The following is a 14,426-nucleotide window of genomic DNA, read 5'->3' as shown; positions in this document are numbered from 1 at the left end:
GCCAACGAATAGTGGAAATACCCGGCATTCCCGCTGCAAATGCCGGCGCTTACGCAGGCGCGGCGCCGCCGTCCTGGAACAGGTCGGCGATGGTGCGGCGCAGCCAGGCGTGGCCCAGGTCGCGGTGGAAGCGTTCGTGCCACTGCTGCGTGATGTCCACCAGCGGCGCGTCGAACGGCAGCGGCAGGAAGCGCACGCCGGGGCTGCCCGCGCAGGCCTGCGCCAGGCTGGCGGGAACGGCCACCAGCATGTCGGTGCCGGCGATGATCTCCGGTAGGCCCAGGCCATGGGTGACCTGCAGCACCACCTGGCGGCGCAGGTTGTGTTCGGAGAACAGCTTGTCGATGACGTCCTCGAAGAACGCGTGGCTGCCCACGGCCGGGCGGTACACCACGTGCGGCGCATGCATGTATTGCGCCAGCGTCATCGGGCCCCGTATGGCGGGGTGGTCGGCCGCCGCCATGCAGACGTAGTGATCGCTGAACAGCTTCTGGCGGTAGAAGCCCGCCTGGAAATGCAGGAAGAATCCCAGCGCGAGATCGATCTCGCCCGCCGCCATCAGCCGCGGCGCGTCGCGGGGCGAGGCCTGCAGGGTGACGAGCTGTACGCCCGGGGCCTCGCGCCGCAGCCGCCCCAGCAGGCGGGGCAGGAAGACGCGCTGGCCGGTGTCGCTGGCGTACAGGACGTACTGGCGCTGCGACGCGGCCGGCAGGAAGTCCTCGCGGTCGTCGATGGCCTGCCGGATCCTGTCCAGGCCCTCCCGCAGGGACGGCGCCAGGCGTTCGGCCATCGGCGTCGGGCTCATGCCCTGCGGCGTCTTGATGAACAAGGGATCGTCGAAGGCGGCCCGCAGCCGGCGCAGTCCGTTGCTGACCGCCGACTGCGTCAGGCCCAGCTCTTCGCCGGCCAGGGTGGTGCTGCCGGTGCGCAGCACCGCGTCGAAGACCAGCAGCAGGTTCAGGTCCAGTGTGTTCAGGTTCATGGCCCGGCGGCTGCCTTCAGGGCATGCCCGCCGTCAACGCATGGTACATCCATCGTGGTAGGCGTCCTGGACGCCCTTCATCGGGGTTTCCACCGTCTTGAGGGCGACCTGGTTCTCGCCGTCGCGCACGACCTGGAACACGTGCAGGTCCTGGATGGGGAAGTGGTTGTTGCCGAACTTGAAGTTGCCGCGCACCGAGTCGAAGCGGGCGGCCTTCAGCGCCGCCATGAAGGCGGGCTTGTCCGCGACGTTGCCCTTGACCGCGCCGATCGCCGCGTCCAGCAGCCGGGCCGCGTCGTAGCTGGTGGCGGCGTATTCCGACGGGGTGCGGCCATAGGCGGCCTCGAAGGCGGATACGAAGCGGCGGTTCGCCTCGGCCGGCAGGTCGGGGCCCCAGGTGCTGCCCAGCAGCACGCCCAGCGCTGCCTCGCGTAGCGCGGGCAGCGACACGCCGTCGACCACCGCGACGGACATCAGCGGGGTGCGCTCGGCCAGCCCCAGCTGGCGGTACTGGCGGACGAAGTTCACGCCGGGGCTGCCGGGGTAGAACGCGAAGACCGCGTCGGGCTTGTGGGCGGCGACGCGCGACAGCTCGGCCGAGAAGTCGAACTGGTCGAGCGGCGTATGGATCTCTTCCACGACCTCGTTCTTGAAGTAGCGCCGGAAGCCGGCCAGCACGTCCTTGCCCGCCTGGTAGTTGGGCGCCATCATCACGACGCGCTGGTAGCCCCGCTGGGTCGCGTACTTGCCCAGCACCTCGGCCTGCTGGTCGCCCTGGCGCGACACGATGAACTGGTAGGGCGAGCACTTGTCGCCGGCGATCGGCGAAGGCCCGGCGTTGGTGCCGATGACGAAGACTTCGCGCCGCGTGGCCAGCGGCTGTACCGACATCATGATGTTCGAGAACGTGATGCCGGCGATGATGGGCACCTTCTCCTTCTCGATCAGCTTGCGCGCGACCTGGACCGCCACGTCGGGCTTGAGCTGCGTGTCTTCCCGCAGCACTTCCACGGGGACGCCGCCCAGCTTGCCGCCGGCCTGCCGGATGCCCAGCATGAAGCCGTCGTACATGTCCTGGCCGAGGCCGGCCTGGGGGCCGGAGAATTCGCCCAGGAACCCGATCCTGACGGGCGTCTGGGCGAAGGCGGGCAGGGTACAGGCGGCGGCCAGCAGCGCGGCGGCCGGAAGGGCTTTCAGGGGCATCATCGTCTCCATCGTTCTGGGCGGCTCGCGGCCGTTCTTCCAGGGCCCGCGTGGCGGGACACTGGCCAGGAGACGGTATCACCGGGGTCCGGGCGGAATCTAACGAATAGCGTAAATACCCGGCATTTACCGGCGAAATGCGCGCGGCGCTGCTGGCCCGCCTATCCGCGGGCCAGCAGCGCCGCCAGCTGCTCGTGCAACTGCTGCAGCTTCGCCCGTTCGACCAGCAGGAGCCCGCGGGTCTCGATGCCGTCCCCGGCCTCCTGGCGCGGGGCCGCCGGCTGCCCCGAGGCGGCTTCCTCCCGCGCCAGCATGGCCTGGGAATGCGCGGTCAATTGCGCGACGCATTCGAGGAATACGCCGCGCCGGGCGGAGGGCAGCCCGTCCAGCCATTCGGCGTTGCGCTCGACCGCGTCGGCGTGGATGCGCGCGTGCATGTCCGCACCCTGCGGCGTCAGGAGAAGATAGAACGAACGCTTGTCGGCGGGATCGTCGCAGCGTTCGAGCAGCCCGCGTTCTTCCAACCTGGCGACCAGACGGCTGCCGTGGCTCTTGTCCAGTCCGAGTTCGGCGCACAGACGGCGCAGCGAAATGGGCGCCTGCGCCCCGACGATGCCCAGGACATGGCACTCGACGCTGCGCAGGCCGAAGCGGCGCTGGTGCCGCAATTCGTTGCGGCTGGCCACGAGCGCGGCCAGCATCTCGAGCTGGAATGCCGGCAGGGTCTTGAAGGATGCGAGCTTCTTCTTGGCGGCGGGCATGGAGGGGACGGAAAGGCGAAACGCCAATGATAGGGGGTGGCCGCGCGCGGCGGGGCGATTTTGCATGTCGTTGACAATGCAATGATATGCCGTTAATTTTAATATCGTTGCTAAAGCATATAAAGGGCCGCGGCGTATCCATCGCGCTCCAGGCCCCGAGGAGACGACCATGTCCTGTATCCGCCGTGCGTGGCACGCCCACGTCCGCATTGCCGCGCGGGGGTTCGCCGCCGCGTCGCTGGCCTGGTTCGCGGCCGGCGCCGTCCATGCCCAGCCAGCGGGCGCCGGCGGCTTTCCCTCGCGCCCGGTGCGCATCATTCCCTACGGACCGGGCGGCAGCCCGATCGACCTGCTGGCCCGGGCCTATGCCGAACAACTGCGGCTGGCCTGGGGGCAGCCCGTGGTGGTCGACCCCAAGCCGGGGGCCAGCGGCATCCTGGCCGCGGACGCGGTCGCCAAGGCGCCGCCGGATGGCTACACGCTGCTCGTCACCCTGCAGACCACGCACATCAACAATCCCATTCTCCACGACAAGCTGCCCTACGACGCGGCCCGGGATTTCCAGCCGCTGTCCCAGCTCGCCATCGGCTCCGGCCCGGTGCTGGTGGCCGCCGCCTCGGCGCCGTACTCGAACCTGGCCGAGCTGGCGGACTACGCCAGGAAGCATCCCAGCCTGACCTACGGCACCTGGGGCGCGGGCACGATCGCCCATCTGTTCGGCGAACTGCTCAGGCGCGAAGCCATACCCGGCCTGATACACGTGCCCTACAAGACCGAATCCATCGCCCATCAGGACATGGAGGCGGGGCGGCTGGACCTGGCATGGGCCAATCCGGGCACCGCCCGCAACATGTCGCAGGCGGGAAAGATGAAGGTCCTGGGCGTACCGGGGCGCCAGCGCGCGCCCATACTCGCGGCCGTGCCCACGTTCCTGGAACAGGGCTTCAAGGGCTTCGAACTCGAAGGATGGATAGGCGCCTATGCGCCCGCCGGCATTCCGTCCGCGGTGCGCGACAAGCTCGTGGCCAGCCTGCAGGCGGCCACCCGCACGGACGAGGTGCGCACCCGCATCGTCGATATCGGATTCCAGCCGGTGGCCAACCGGCCCGACGAATTCACGGCCAATGCCCGCGCGGACTACGCCCGCTTCAAGCGACTGGTGGACGCCGCCGGGGTGACGCTGAAGAACTGAACCCAGGACACGAGGACGAGGAAACATGACGACCACGACATCGCCGGATGCCGGCACCGCGTACGAGCGCAAGCCCGCCACTTACAACGCCACGCTGACGCAGGTCGGACGCGGCACGCCCATGGGTGAACTGCTGCGCCGCTACTGGCATCCCATCGGCGTGTCGGCCGACGCGAGCGAAGTGCCGCGCCAGGTGCGCGCGCTGGGCGAGGACCTGATCCTGTTCCGCGACGGCCAGGGACGGCCCGGCCTGCTGTATCCGCACTGCGCCCACCGCGGCACCTCGCTGTACTACGGCCGTGTCGAGGACGGCGGCATACGCTGCTGCTACCACGGCTGGCTGTTCGACGTGCAAGGCCATTGCACCGACCAGCCCTGCGAGCCGCAAGGCGGCCTGTCGCGCGACCGCATCCGCCAGCCCTGGTACCCCGTGGAGGAGCGCTACGGCCTGATCTTCGCCTACATGGGCCCGCCGGGCAGGAAGCCGGTCCTGCCGCGCTACGCCGCGCTGGAAGACCTGGCCGAAGGCGAGTTCATCGAGGCCAACGACCAGAGCATAGGCGGGGGCGGGCCGCCAATCATCCCGTGCAACTGGCTCCAGCATTTCGAGAACGTGGTCGATCCCTTCCACGTCGCGATCCTGCATTCGAGCTTCAGCGGCACGCAGTTCGTGCCGCAGATGGGCGTGATGCCCGAAGTCACGTTCGACTACACGGACGCGGGCGTCAGCGCCACGGCGGTGCGGCGGCTGGACGACGGCAAGACGCTGCGCCGCGTGGGCGAGGCCGCGCTGCCCACCCTGCGGGTGATACCCAGCCCCCGGCTGGCCTACTACGGCACCGTGGAGTCGCTGGGCTGGGTGCTGCCCATCGACGACACCAGCTTCCGGATCTACACGGCGGGCCGGGTGCGCCGCGAAGGCGACATCGCGCGTTCGCGCTCGCGCATGAACGGCAAGCTCTGGGAGGAACTGACCGAGGCGGAGCACCAGCGCATGCCGGGCGACTACGAGGCTCAGGTCAGCCAGGGCGTGATCGCCTGGCATTCGGAGGAAAACCTGGCGACCTCGGACCGCGGCCTGGTCCTGTTGCGGCGCATGTTCAAGCAGCAGCTGGACATTGTGGCGGCCGGCGGCGACCCCATCGGGGTGAGCTTCGATCGCGCCGCGCCGCCTATCGTTTTCGCGGCGGGGAATTTCCTGGAATAGCGGCTCCCGTTCTTTCCTCCAGCACCCGCAGGATCTCGCCCCGCACCCAGGTATGCAGGGGCGAGGTGTGCTGCCGCTTGGACCACACCATGAAGAACTCGATGTCGCGCAGCGGCTCGGGCAGCTCGATCGAGACCAGCGGGAAGTGCCGCTGGTGCACCTCGGCCACGCAGGCGGGAAGGGTGGTGGCGTAGTCGGTCTCCAGCAGCACGTAGGGCGTGATGCCGAAGCCCGACAGATAGGCCGAGAACGCCAGGTCGCGATGGCGCGGCTTGAGCAGCCGGTCGAAGTTGGTGGGGCGCCCGTACATCTGCGCGAAAGCGAACCACTTGATGCGTTCCAGGTCGTCCAGCGACAGGCGCTTGCGCCGGGCCATGGGGTGCGCGGCCGACAGCAGGCAGACCCGGCGGTCGGCGAACAGCCGCATGGCGTGGAAGCGCCGGGGGACCTCGCTGAACAGGCCGATGGCGATGTCCATGCGTTCGGCATCCAGGTCGTCCGGGATGAAGTCCCCGTGCACGGACTGGAAGCGCACGACCAGGCGCGGCGCCGCCGCGCGCAGGCGCTGCAGCAGCGGCGCGCCCAGCAGCAGTTCGATATGGGCGCCGGTGCCGATGTTGATGGTGCCGGTGGCGCCGGCGGGATCGAAGGCCTCGGGCGGGCTGAGCGCGTGTTCGATCCGGTCCAGCGCGTCGCGCACCACGGCATGAAGCTCCAGCGCGCGCTCGGTGGGCGTGAAGCGGCCCTTGGTCACCACCAGCAGAGGATCGTCCAGGGTGCGCCGCAGCCGGGCCAACTCGCGGCTGATGGCCGGCTGGGTCTTGTGCAGCAGCGCGGCCGCCGCGGTGGCACTGCGCGTCTTCATGAGCGCGTCGAAGGTCAGCAGCGCGTTCATGTCCATCCGGCGCAGGTTGGGCAGCTTCGCGCGGTCGGTCAGGGTATGTCTGGTGGTCATGATGGAGAAAGACTATAGCAACAATGGTATGGATGTCTTGCGATCCCGGCATTGGCCCGGCAGACGGCGGGCTGGATATAGTGCCCGGCATCCGGCCGTCCACAGGCCCATACAGGAGACATCGATGCATTCCATCCCGCACGAGCGTGCCCGCCGCTGGACCGCGGCGCTGGCCGTCGGCCTTGCCGCCATGGCCGCATGCGGCGGCGCCATCGCCGCCGACTTCCCCGCCAAGCCCATCACCGTGGTCGTGCCCTATCCGCCGGGCGGCACGCCCGACATCCTGGCGCGGGTGCTGGGCGAGACCCTGTCCAAGACACTGGGCCAGCCCCTGATCGTCGAGAACCGTGTCGGCGCCAGCGGCAACATCGGCGGCCAGGCCGTGGCGCGGGCCGAGCCCAACGGCTATACGCTGCTGATGTGCGCGTTCGGCTGCGCCGTCGCACCGTCGCTGTACAAGCCGGCTCCCTATGACGTGGTCAAGGACTTCGCGCCGGTGGCCATGATAGGCACCGTGCCCAGCGTGCTGGTCGTCAATCCCGGCGTGCCCGCCAAATCGGTGGCCGAACTGATCGCCTACGCCAAGGCCAATCCCGGCAAGCTCAACTCCGCTTCGTCCGGCATCGGCACCTCGGCCCACCTGGCGACGGAACTGCTCAACACCAAGGCCGGCATCCAGCTCACGCACATCCCGTACAAAGGGGCGGGCCAGGTCGCGGCGGATCTGCTGGGCGGCCAGGTCGACATGTACTTCGACAACCTGCCCGCGTCGCTGCCCAGCATCCGCTCGGGCAAGCTGCGCGCGCTGGCGGTGGCCAGCCAGAAGCGTTCGCCGTCGATTCCCGACGTGCCGACCTTCGCCGAGGCGGGGGTGCCCGATTTCCTGATCACTCCATGGTTCGGCATCATGGCGCCGGCACGCACGCCCGAGGCCGTGCTGGAGCGCTTGAACCAGGCCGTCGTGGCGGCCCTGAAGGCGCCGGAGGTGCAGACGCGGATGCAACAACTGGGCGTGGACGTCGCGCCGGGCTCGCGGCAGGCCCTGGCCCGGTTCATCGCGGGCGAGAACGAGAAGTGGAAAGCCATCATCCAGGCCAACAAGATCCGCGTCGAATGAGCAGGAAACCAGCCGCCGGCGATGCCCGGCCCGGGCGCGCCGGCCCCTTGCGGCTGCGCGACATGGGCGCCTTCCACGTCGGCGGGCGCGAGGTCGAATTGCGGGGCCTGCCGCCGCGCGAGCTGCTGATGGCCGAAGGCGGGCAGCCCGTGCGGGTGGACCCGAACGGCCACTACCGGGTCGAGCAGATGTACGCGCAGTATTTCCTGGCCGACCCCGCGCCCGATCGCGCGCCCATCCAGTTCTGGCACGGCGGCGGCATGACGGGCGCGGCCTGGGAGACCACGCCGGACGGCCGGCCGGGCTGGCTGCACTATTTCGTGCGGCGCGGCTGGGACTGCTATCTGTGCGATGCGGTCGAGCGGGGACGCTCGGGTTTCGCCCGCGTGCCCGAGGTCTGGCCCGAGGCGCCCGTCATCCAGACCGCCGAGGACATCTACGAGCGCTTCCGCATCGGCCAGCCCGGCAAGGCCGGGCAACGGTCGTCGCAGCCCTATGCAAACACCCGCTTTCCGGTCGAGGCTTTCGACAGCCTGGTGCGTCAGATGGTGCCCCGCTGGACCAGCACCGACGCGGCCGTGCTGGCCGGCTACCTGGCCCTGCTGGAGAAGACCGGTCCGGCCATCGTGGTCTGCCATTCGCAAGCGGGCGTGTTCGGCCTGCGCGCGGCCCACGCCCGCCCGGACCTGGTGCGGGCCGTGGTGGCGCTGGAACCGGCCAGCATTCCCGCGCTGGAACCCCATCGCCCCTACCGCGTTCCCACGCTGGTCGTAATGGGCGACAACATGGATACCGATCCGCGCTGGCCGCGCATGCGCGCCCGCATCCGCGGCTTTGTGGCCGCTCATGACTCGGTGCGGCTGCTGTCGCTGCCCGAAAGCGGCATTGCGGGCAATTCGCACATGTTGATGATGGACCGCAACAGCCTGGAGATCGCGGACATCGTGCACGAGTGGCTGGCCGGATAGCTACTTCAGTCCGTGCAGTTGTCAGAACGCGTGGCGCGACATGCCGCCGTCGACCGGAATGACTGTGCCGGTGACATAGGCGGCACGCGGCGAGCAGAGGAATATCGCGACGTTGGCCAGCTCCTCGGCTTCGCCGAAGCGACCGGCGGGTATCTCGTGCCGGGCGAACTCCAGCTCGCTTTCGATGGTGGGGTAGCGCAGCGTCATCTGTTCGCTGTGGATGCGCCCCGGCTGCAAGCAGTTGACCGTGACGTTGTCCGCTGCGACCAGGCGCGACAGGCCCTTGGCCCAGATGTGCACGGCGGCCTTGGCGCTGAACGCGGCGTTCAGTATCTTGGGTTCGGACGTGCCGGTGATGTTGACCACGCGGCCCCACCGCCGCTCGCGCATGCCCGGGATCAGCGCCTGGGTCAGTTCGCGCAGGCGGAAGAAGTTGAGCGTCATCCCTTCCAGCCACAGGTCCGGACCGGCGTCGAAGTCCAGCGGCCGGCTGCCCCCTCCTGCATTGACCACGATGTCGACGTGCCCGAAGGCCGTCCGCGCCGATTGCACGATGCGTTCCACCGCGGTTTCCTGATAGAGATCGGCCTCGATGATGTGCGGCGCAGGGCCGCCGGCGGCCAGGATTCCGGCGGCGATGTCTTCCAGCAGCGGCCGGCGGCGTGCCACCAGGGCAACCCGCACTCCCTGTGCGGCAAGACCGATGGCGGTGGCCTTGCCTATGCCCTGGCTGGCGCCGGTGACTATTGCGGTGCGATCGCGCAGCTGCAGATCCATGTGGGCTCCTTCAGTGTGGGCTCGATGCGTGCATGCATGAAGCGTTGTCGCGACGACGCCCCCGTTCTTGACGCCTGGGCGTCTTGAAGCGGGGGCGTCCGGGGCCCGCCTGTCGGCGGGCCGTTCGCGACGGCTGTGGTCAGACGTCGAAGAACACCGTTTCCTTGCCGCCGTCCGGCGTGTCCTGGATACGGATGTCGAAGCGATACACCACCTTGCCGTCGCGTTCCTCGCGCTTGGCGATCAGCGTGTCGCGGCGGACTTCCCATTCGATGCCGTTGATGATGGGATCCTTGGCGTTGGCTGCCTTCTCGTCCTCGAAGTAGACGCGGGTATGCAGGCCGAGGTTGATGCCGCGGGCGAACAGGATCAGGCAGATGTGCGGGGCCTGCATCGTGCCGGGCTTGGCGCCGGGGACGGCGCCGGGCTTGATGGTCTCGAAGCTGTAGAAGCCGGTGTCGAAGTCGGCGCCGGTGCGGCCCCAGCCACGGAAGGCGGGGTCGATGGGCTTGTCCTGCGTGTCGGCCGGGTGGGCATACTTGCCGGCGGCGTTGGCCTGCCAGATTTCGACCAGCACGTCGCGCAGCACGGTGCCGCTGCCGTCGTACACCTGGCCTTCGAGGCGGATGCGTTCGCCCTTGGTCTCGGGCTTGACCAGCTTGTCGTCGAAGTTGTTCTCGAAGATGTCGAAGCCGGCCTGCTTGGGGGCGAGGCCGATATGCACGTACGGGCCGCCCGTTTGCGAGGCGGTTTCAGGAAGGAAGGTGATTTGGGTGCTCATGGTCCTGCCCTCGATCAATTTTCAAACCAGGTGGCGGTGCGGCCGCGCACCGTGATGTCGAAGCGGTAGCAGCGGCTGTCCAGCGCGATGAAGTTGCCGATGTCCTGCATGGCGATCAGGCCGCGGACCTGCTCTTCGTTGTTGATGGTCTTGAGGATGGGGCAGTGCGGGATGAGCGTGTCGCCCTCGAAGTACTGCTGCGTGATCAGGCGCTGGGCCCAGCCGTCGGCCAGGATGGAGAAGTGGATGTGCGAGGGGCGCCAGTCGTTGATGCGGTTGCGCCAGGGGTACGGACCGGGCTTGATGGTACGGAACATGTAGTAGCCGTTCTCGTCCGTCAGCATGCGTCCACAGCCGCCGAAGTTGGGGTCCAGGCTGCCGATGTAGGTGTCGTTCTTGTGGCGGTAGCGGCCGCTGGCATTGGCCTGCCACACTTCGATCAGGGCGTTCTTGACGGGGCGGCCGAACTGGTCGCGCAGGAAGCCGTGGACGATGACGCGTTCGCCGATGGGCAGGCCATCCTTGGCGAAGTTGGTGATCAGGTCGTTGTCCTTGGGGCCCAGCTCCTGGGGCTGGAAGACGGGCGAGGTGATCTCGGACAGCGTGCCGACGTTGGAGATCAGGGCCTTGCGCGGCGAGCGCAGCACGCTGGTCTTGTAGCCGGGAGTGAAGGCGGGCGGATGCGCGTCGCTGTCGCGCTGCACGAAGACGCCGGTCGTGGAGGGAGGCAGAAGGGGATTGCTCATGTCTCTGTACCGTTTGTGGGAATGTTCGCAGGGGCCACTGTAGTCACGCACCGGTCCAGGGGCAAGTGAAGAATATGCCGCTATGATATAACGGTGAGGAATATCTTGGGGCCCGGCCGGCCTTTAGGCGGGATCCCAGCCCAGGTCTTCGCACGCGGCCCGCCAGCGCACCGCCACGCCGCGCACCGTATCGGCCATGTCCCCGGCCAGCGGCCGGCTGGTGCCCGGCTGCGCCTGGGTGAAGAGTCCGACCGCCTCGGTCGCGGCCCCGGGCACGCGGCGCGCCACCAGCACGCCCTGTTCGAGGTCGGCCTTGACGGTGCTGAGCGAGGCGAACCACAAGGCATCGCTGTTCAGGGCCAGATTGCGCGCCAGGGGGATGGCCAGGGTTTCCAGGCGGTCATGGCTGGCGCCGGACCGCAACTGGCCCAGGAAACTGTCGGCCGCCTGGTAGATGCTGGTGCCGGGCAAGGGCAGAATGACCGGGTGGGCCGGCGCCTGCCAGGCCTGCCACTCGGTGCGCGCCAGCGGGTGCTGCGGCCGCATGGCCACGACCAGGGGTTCGCTCCATAGCGGCTCGAAGCGCAGTTCCAGCATGTGGTCGGGCTCGGCCAGCCGGCCCACGACCACGTCCAGCTCGCCTTGCCGCAGCCGCGCCAGCAGCTCCGGATTCATGCCGGTCTCCAAACGCACCGGGCCGTGGCGTCCGCGCGCGCGCCAACTGCGCAGGATCTCGTGCGGCAGGTCCACCGCCAGCGAGGGCAGCACGCCCAGCTTGACGGCATCGCCTTCCGGATCGCGCGCTTCGCCCAACGCCATTTCCAATGCCATCACGCCCTGGCGGGCATGCTGCACGAAGGCCATGCCCGCCGGCGTAAGGGCGACGCCGTGGCGCTGGCGGACCACCAGCGGCTTGCCGACGATCTCTTCCAGCTCCTTGATGATCTTGCTGACGGCGGGCTGGGTGATGGACAGGAACTCGGCCGCGGCCCGCATGTTGCCGTGCTGCGCGGTGGCGAGCAGGCAGCGGATGTGTTGCAGTCGGATGCGGTTGAGTTGCGGCGAGGTCATGCGGGCGGGCACCGTAAAGCCGTGATGGTACGGGCTTCCGGTGCCGCGGGCCAGCCGTCGCGGCGGGCTTATGGCCCTTTCGGCAGCGCGTACGCGATCACGTAATCCCCGCGGTCGGGCGACTGCCGCGCGCCGCCGGCCGAGATCACGACGAACTGCCGGCCGCTTTCGGGCGACATGTAGGTCATGGGCGTGGCCTGCGCGCCCACCGGCAGCCGGCCCTTCCACAGCTCCTTACCGGTCAGGACGTCGATGGCGCGCAGGTAGTAGTCCTGCGTGCCGGCATAGAACACCAGGCCCGATGCGGTCGTCAGCGGCCCGCCCAGCGTCGGCATGCCGATGGGGATCTGCAGGCCGGTCTTCATGCCGAGCGGCCCGGTGTCCTGCAGGGTGCTCAGCGGCGCCTGCCAGACGATCTTGCGGGTCTTCAGGTCGACGGCGGTCATGGTGCCGTAGGGCGGCGCGTGGCAGGGCACGCCCAGCGGCGACATGAAGCCGTTCTTCGAGATACCGTACGGCGTACCTTCCTGCGGCGCGTAGCCTTCATGGACCGAGGCGGCCTTGGTCGGATCCGGCGTCTCGTCGCGCGGGATCAGGCGGGCCCACTGCGGCATCCGGATGTCGTTGATCACCAGGTAGTCGAGCGCGGGCACGACCGAGACGCCGCCCCAGTTCATGCCGCCGTAGTAGCCGGGGTAGATCAGCGTGCGGCGGTCGGTGCGCAGCGGGGTGAAGTCGCCTTCGTAGCGCATCTTGCGGAACTCGATGCGGCACCACAACTGGTCGAAGAAGGTGGCGCCCCACATGCTGGCTTCGGTGAAGGGCGTGGTGCCGATGCCGGGCATGCCGACCGAATAGGGTTGCGTGGGCGAGGTCCAGTCGCCTTCCTGCGCGCCCTGCGGCACGGGGACTTCCTTGACCTCGGCCAGCGGCGTGCCGTCGCGCCGGTCCAGCAGGAAGATCTGGCCGCGCTTGGTGGCCTGGATCAGCGCGGGGACCGTGCCGCCCTTGCCGTCGGGCAGGTCGTGCAGGGTGGGCGGCGTGCCCACGTCGTAGTCCCAGAGGTCGTGGTGGGTGGTCTGGAATTTCCAGCGTTCGCGGCCGGTCTCGATGTCCAGCGCGACGATGGACGAGGCATATTCCTCGGCGGCCTTGCTGCGGTGGGCGCCCCAGAAGTCGGGCGGCGAATTGCCGGTGGGCAGGTACAGCAGGCCGAGCTTGTCGTCATAGGCCGGCGTGGACCAGACGTTGGGCGTGCCGCGCGTATACGAGCCGCCTTCGGGCGGCAGCTTGGTGATGGCGGGATTGCCCAGGTCCCAGGCCCAGACGAGTTCGCCGTTTTTCGCGCTGAAGGCGCGCACCGCGCCCGAGGGTTCGTCCACCGCGCGGTTGTCGTACACCCAGCCGCCGATGATGATGAGGTCGCGCGCGACCGTGGGCGCGGAGGTCTGGAAGTAGTAGCCGGGCTTGACCTCGCCCATGCCGGCCTTGAGGTCCACCGTGCCCTGGTTGCCGAAGGCCGTGCACGGCTTGCCGGTCCGGGCGTCGAGCTGGATCAGGCGGGCGTCGATGGTGCTGAGCACGATGCGTTGGCGGCAGGCGGCGTCGGCGGCGGCATCCGTCATCGAGGCGCCGGCGTCGTAGTAGCTCACGCCGCGGCAGCGCTGCCAGACCGGCGAGCTGGCCTTGGGATCGAATTTCCAGCGCTGCTCGCCGGTTTCCGCGTTCAACGCGAAGACCTGGTTGTGCGGCGTGCACAGGTACACGGTGTCGCCCACCTGCAGCGGCGTGTTCTGGTCCTCGGCGCCGTTGATGGCCGGCTCGCCGGTGCGGAAGGTCCACGCGACCTGCAGGTTGCCGACGTTGCTCTTGTCGATCTGGGTGAAGGGCGCGTAGCGGGTGCCCGCCGCGTCCCGCCCGTAGTGGTCCCAGTCGCCGCCCGAGGCGGCCGCCGGCACGGCGGTGGGAGCGTCACCGGTGGCGCTTACCGGGAAATGGGGCTGGAACATCAGGAAGCCGAAGCCGGCCAGCGCCAGCACGCACAGCACGGCCAGCGAATAGGCGCCCCGGTTGCCGCCCGGCGCGCCCACCGGACGCAGCAGCGGATGCAGCAGCGCGGCCACCAGCGCCAGCACGATCACGCCGACCAGGCGCGGCACCAGTTGCCAGAAGTCCGGTCCGACTTCCCAGAAGGACCAGATCAGCGTGCCGACGAAAACCAGCGCGAACAGCCAGGCCCCGGCGCGCGAACCCCGGGCATAGCCCAGGCCGGACAGCACCAGCCCCACGCCGGCGATCAGGTAGTACCACGAGCCGTCCAGCGAGACGAGGCGCACGCCGCCGGCGCCGAGCACGAGGCCGATCAGGATGAGCAGGATGCCGAAGATCAGGAGCGGAACGCGGCCCCGGCGGTGGGAGGGATAGGTGGAAGGATCGGTCATGGATTTCTCCAAAAGTGGGCCTTCCGCGAGCGCAAAGCGAGGACATGGCACGGGCGCCGCCGGCGAGGGGGGCCTTGCGCAGCAGCACGGAGCAGGCTGCGTCGTTGTTCTGTAGTAAGAACATAACCCTTAGATGCGTAACGGTGTGTGACGTAAAGTTGCCGTGATGAGCAAAATTTAAGGGTTAACCCGTAATCAATCCGTATGGAACGCGTAGAATAGGCG

General features: G+C 68.7%; 13 protein-coding genes. 4 read left to right on the top strand and 9 right to left on the bottom strand.

Annotation, left to right across the window (positions count from 1 at the left end):
- Window positions 1–49: 49 nt before the first annotated feature.
- The 3 genes from EGT29_RS22100 to EGT29_RS22090 form a co-directional block, all read right to left on the bottom strand.
- Window positions 50–982: a LysR family transcriptional regulator gene (locus EGT29_RS22100; RefSeq protein WP_124691005.1), complete on the bottom strand. Its 933-nt coding sequence runs from the start codon at window positions 980–982 to the stop codon at window positions 50–52.
- A gap of 33 nt (window positions 983–1,015) precedes the next feature.
- Window positions 1,016–2,185, bottom strand: a complete 1,170-nt coding sequence (locus EGT29_RS22095) for an ABC transporter substrate-binding protein (RefSeq protein WP_238160165.1) — start codon at window positions 2,183–2,185, stop codon at window positions 1,016–1,018.
- Between the two features lie 161 nt (window positions 2,186–2,346).
- Window positions 2,347–2,946 (bottom strand): MarR family winged helix-turn-helix transcriptional regulator, encoded by a 600-nt coding sequence (locus EGT29_RS22090; RefSeq protein WP_161567913.1) that lies wholly within the window; start codon window positions 2,944–2,946, stop codon window positions 2,347–2,349.
- Window positions 2,947–3,115: 169 nt separating this feature from the next.
- Here EGT29_RS22090 and EGT29_RS22085 point away from each other — a divergent pair, with 169 nt between their 5' ends.
- Both EGT29_RS22085 and EGT29_RS22080 read left to right on the top strand, forming a co-directional pair.
- The gene (locus EGT29_RS22085; RefSeq protein WP_124691002.1) at window positions 3,116–4,138 is read left to right on the top strand and encodes a tripartite tricarboxylate transporter substrate binding protein; all 1,023 of its coding nucleotides are present in this window, start codon (window positions 3,116–3,118) and stop codon (window positions 4,136–4,138) included.
- A gap of 25 nt (window positions 4,139–4,163) precedes the next feature.
- Complete coding sequence (locus EGT29_RS22080; protein WP_124691001.1) at window positions 4,164–5,345, top strand: aromatic ring-hydroxylating dioxygenase subunit alpha; 1,182 nt, start codon at window positions 4,164–4,166, stop codon at window positions 5,343–5,345.
- On the opposite strand, the gene EGT29_RS22075 is transcribed toward EGT29_RS22080, so the two are convergent.
- On the bottom strand, window positions 5,311–6,300 hold the full coding sequence (locus EGT29_RS22075; protein ID WP_238160164.1) for a LysR family transcriptional regulator: 990 nt from the start codon (window positions 6,298–6,300) through the stop codon (window positions 5,311–5,313). The genes EGT29_RS22080 and EGT29_RS22075 overlap by 35 nt on opposite strands.
- 124 nt (window positions 6,301–6,424) lie before the next feature.
- Here EGT29_RS22075 and EGT29_RS22070 point away from each other — a divergent pair, with 124 nt between their 5' ends.
- Together EGT29_RS22070 and EGT29_RS22065 are read left to right on the top strand one after the other, a co-directional pair.
- Window positions 6,425–7,417, top strand: a complete 993-nt coding sequence (locus EGT29_RS22070; RefSeq protein ID WP_124691000.1) for a tripartite tricarboxylate transporter substrate binding protein — start codon at window positions 6,425–6,427, stop codon at window positions 7,415–7,417.
- Window positions 7,414–8,385 carry a hypothetical protein gene (locus EGT29_RS22065; protein WP_124690999.1) on the top strand — a complete coding sequence of 324 codons (972 nt, stop codon included), beginning with the start codon at window positions 7,414–7,416 and terminating at the stop codon, window positions 8,383–8,385. The genes EGT29_RS22070 and EGT29_RS22065 overlap by 4 nt, the downstream gene beginning before the upstream one ends.
- A 21-nt stretch (window positions 8,386–8,406) precedes the next feature.
- Here EGT29_RS22065 and EGT29_RS22060 read toward each other — a convergent pair whose 3' ends face one another.
- The 5 genes from EGT29_RS22060 to EGT29_RS22040 all read right to left on the bottom strand — a co-directional run bounded on the left by EGT29_RS22060 (window position 8,407) and on the right by EGT29_RS22040 (window position 14,201).
- Window positions 8,407–9,162 carry an SDR family oxidoreductase gene (locus EGT29_RS22060; RefSeq protein WP_124690998.1) on the bottom strand — a complete coding sequence of 252 codons (756 nt, stop codon included), beginning with the start codon at window positions 9,160–9,162 and terminating at the stop codon, window positions 8,407–8,409.
- 139 nt (window positions 9,163–9,301) lie between these two features.
- Complete coding sequence (pcaG, locus tag EGT29_RS22055) at window positions 9,302–9,943, bottom strand: protocatechuate 3,4-dioxygenase subunit alpha (RefSeq protein WP_124690997.1); 642 nt, start codon at window positions 9,941–9,943, stop codon at window positions 9,302–9,304.
- A 14-nt stretch (window positions 9,944–9,957) separates the two neighbouring features.
- A complete protein-coding gene (pcaH, locus tag EGT29_RS22050; RefSeq protein WP_124690996.1) occupies window positions 9,958–10,689 on the bottom strand; it encodes a protocatechuate 3,4-dioxygenase subunit beta in 732 nt (243 codons plus the stop codon).
- Window positions 10,690–10,812: 123 nt separating this feature from the next.
- The gene (locus EGT29_RS22045) at window positions 10,813–11,760 is read right to left on the bottom strand and encodes a LysR substrate-binding domain-containing protein (protein ID WP_124690995.1); all 948 of its coding nucleotides are present in this window, start codon (window positions 11,758–11,760) and stop codon (window positions 10,813–10,815) included.
- Between the two features lie 68 nt (window positions 11,761–11,828).
- Window positions 11,829–14,201 (bottom strand): membrane-bound PQQ-dependent dehydrogenase, glucose/quinate/shikimate family, encoded by a 2,373-nt coding sequence (locus tag EGT29_RS22040; protein WP_124690994.1) that lies wholly within the window; start codon window positions 14,199–14,201, stop codon window positions 11,829–11,831.
- Between the last annotated feature and the right edge of the window lie 225 nt (window positions 14,202–14,426).

The sequence above is a fragment of the Pigmentiphaga sp. H8 genome (assembly GCF_003854895.1).
GTDB lineage: Bacteria > Pseudomonadota > Gammaproteobacteria > Burkholderiales > Burkholderiaceae_B > Pigmentiphaga.
This window is presented reverse-complemented; position numbering and strand designations above follow the sequence as displayed.

Excerpts from the sequence above, each read along its gene's own strand:
- EGT29_RS22100 (WP_124691005.1), bottom strand. The coding sequence starts at position 982 with ATGAACCTGAACACACTGGACCTGAACCTGCTGCTGGTCTTCGACGCG.
- EGT29_RS22095 (WP_238160165.1), bottom strand. The coding sequence starts at position 2,185 with ATGCCCCTGAAAGCCCTTCCGGCCGCCGCGCTGCTGGCCGCCGCCTGT.
- EGT29_RS22090 (WP_161567913.1), bottom strand. The coding sequence starts at position 2,946 with ATGCCCGCCGCCAAGAAGAAGCTCGCATCCTTCAAGACCCTGCCGGCA.
- EGT29_RS22085 (WP_124691002.1), top strand. The coding sequence starts at position 3,116 with ATGTCCTGTATCCGCCGTGCGTGGCACGCCCACGTCCGCATTGCCGCG.
- EGT29_RS22080 (WP_124691001.1), top strand. The coding sequence starts at position 4,164 with ATGACGACCACGACATCGCCGGATGCCGGCACCGCGTACGAGCGCAAG.
- EGT29_RS22075 (WP_238160164.1), bottom strand. The coding sequence starts at position 6,300 with ATGACCACCAGACATACCCTGACCGACCGCGCGAAGCTGCCCAACCTG.
- EGT29_RS22070 (WP_124691000.1), top strand. The coding sequence starts at position 6,425 with ATGCATTCCATCCCGCACGAGCGTGCCCGCCGCTGGACCGCGGCGCTG.
- EGT29_RS22065 (WP_124690999.1), top strand. The coding sequence starts at position 7,414 with ATGAGCAGGAAACCAGCCGCCGGCGATGCCCGGCCCGGGCGCGCCGGC.
- EGT29_RS22060 (WP_124690998.1), bottom strand. The coding sequence starts at position 9,162 with ATGGATCTGCAGCTGCGCGATCGCACCGCAATAGTCACCGGCGCCAGC.
- pcaG (WP_124690997.1), bottom strand. The coding sequence starts at position 9,943 with ATGAGCACCCAAATCACCTTCCTTCCTGAAACCGCCTCGCAAACGGGC.
- pcaH (WP_124690996.1), bottom strand. The coding sequence starts at position 10,689 with ATGAGCAATCCCCTTCTGCCTCCCTCCACGACCGGCGTCTTCGTGCAG.
- EGT29_RS22045 (WP_124690995.1), bottom strand. The coding sequence starts at position 11,760 with ATGACCTCGCCGCAACTCAACCGCATCCGACTGCAACACATCCGCTGC.
- EGT29_RS22040 (WP_124690994.1), bottom strand. The coding sequence starts at position 14,201 with ATGACCGATCCTTCCACCTATCCCTCCCACCGCCGGGGCCGCGTTCCG.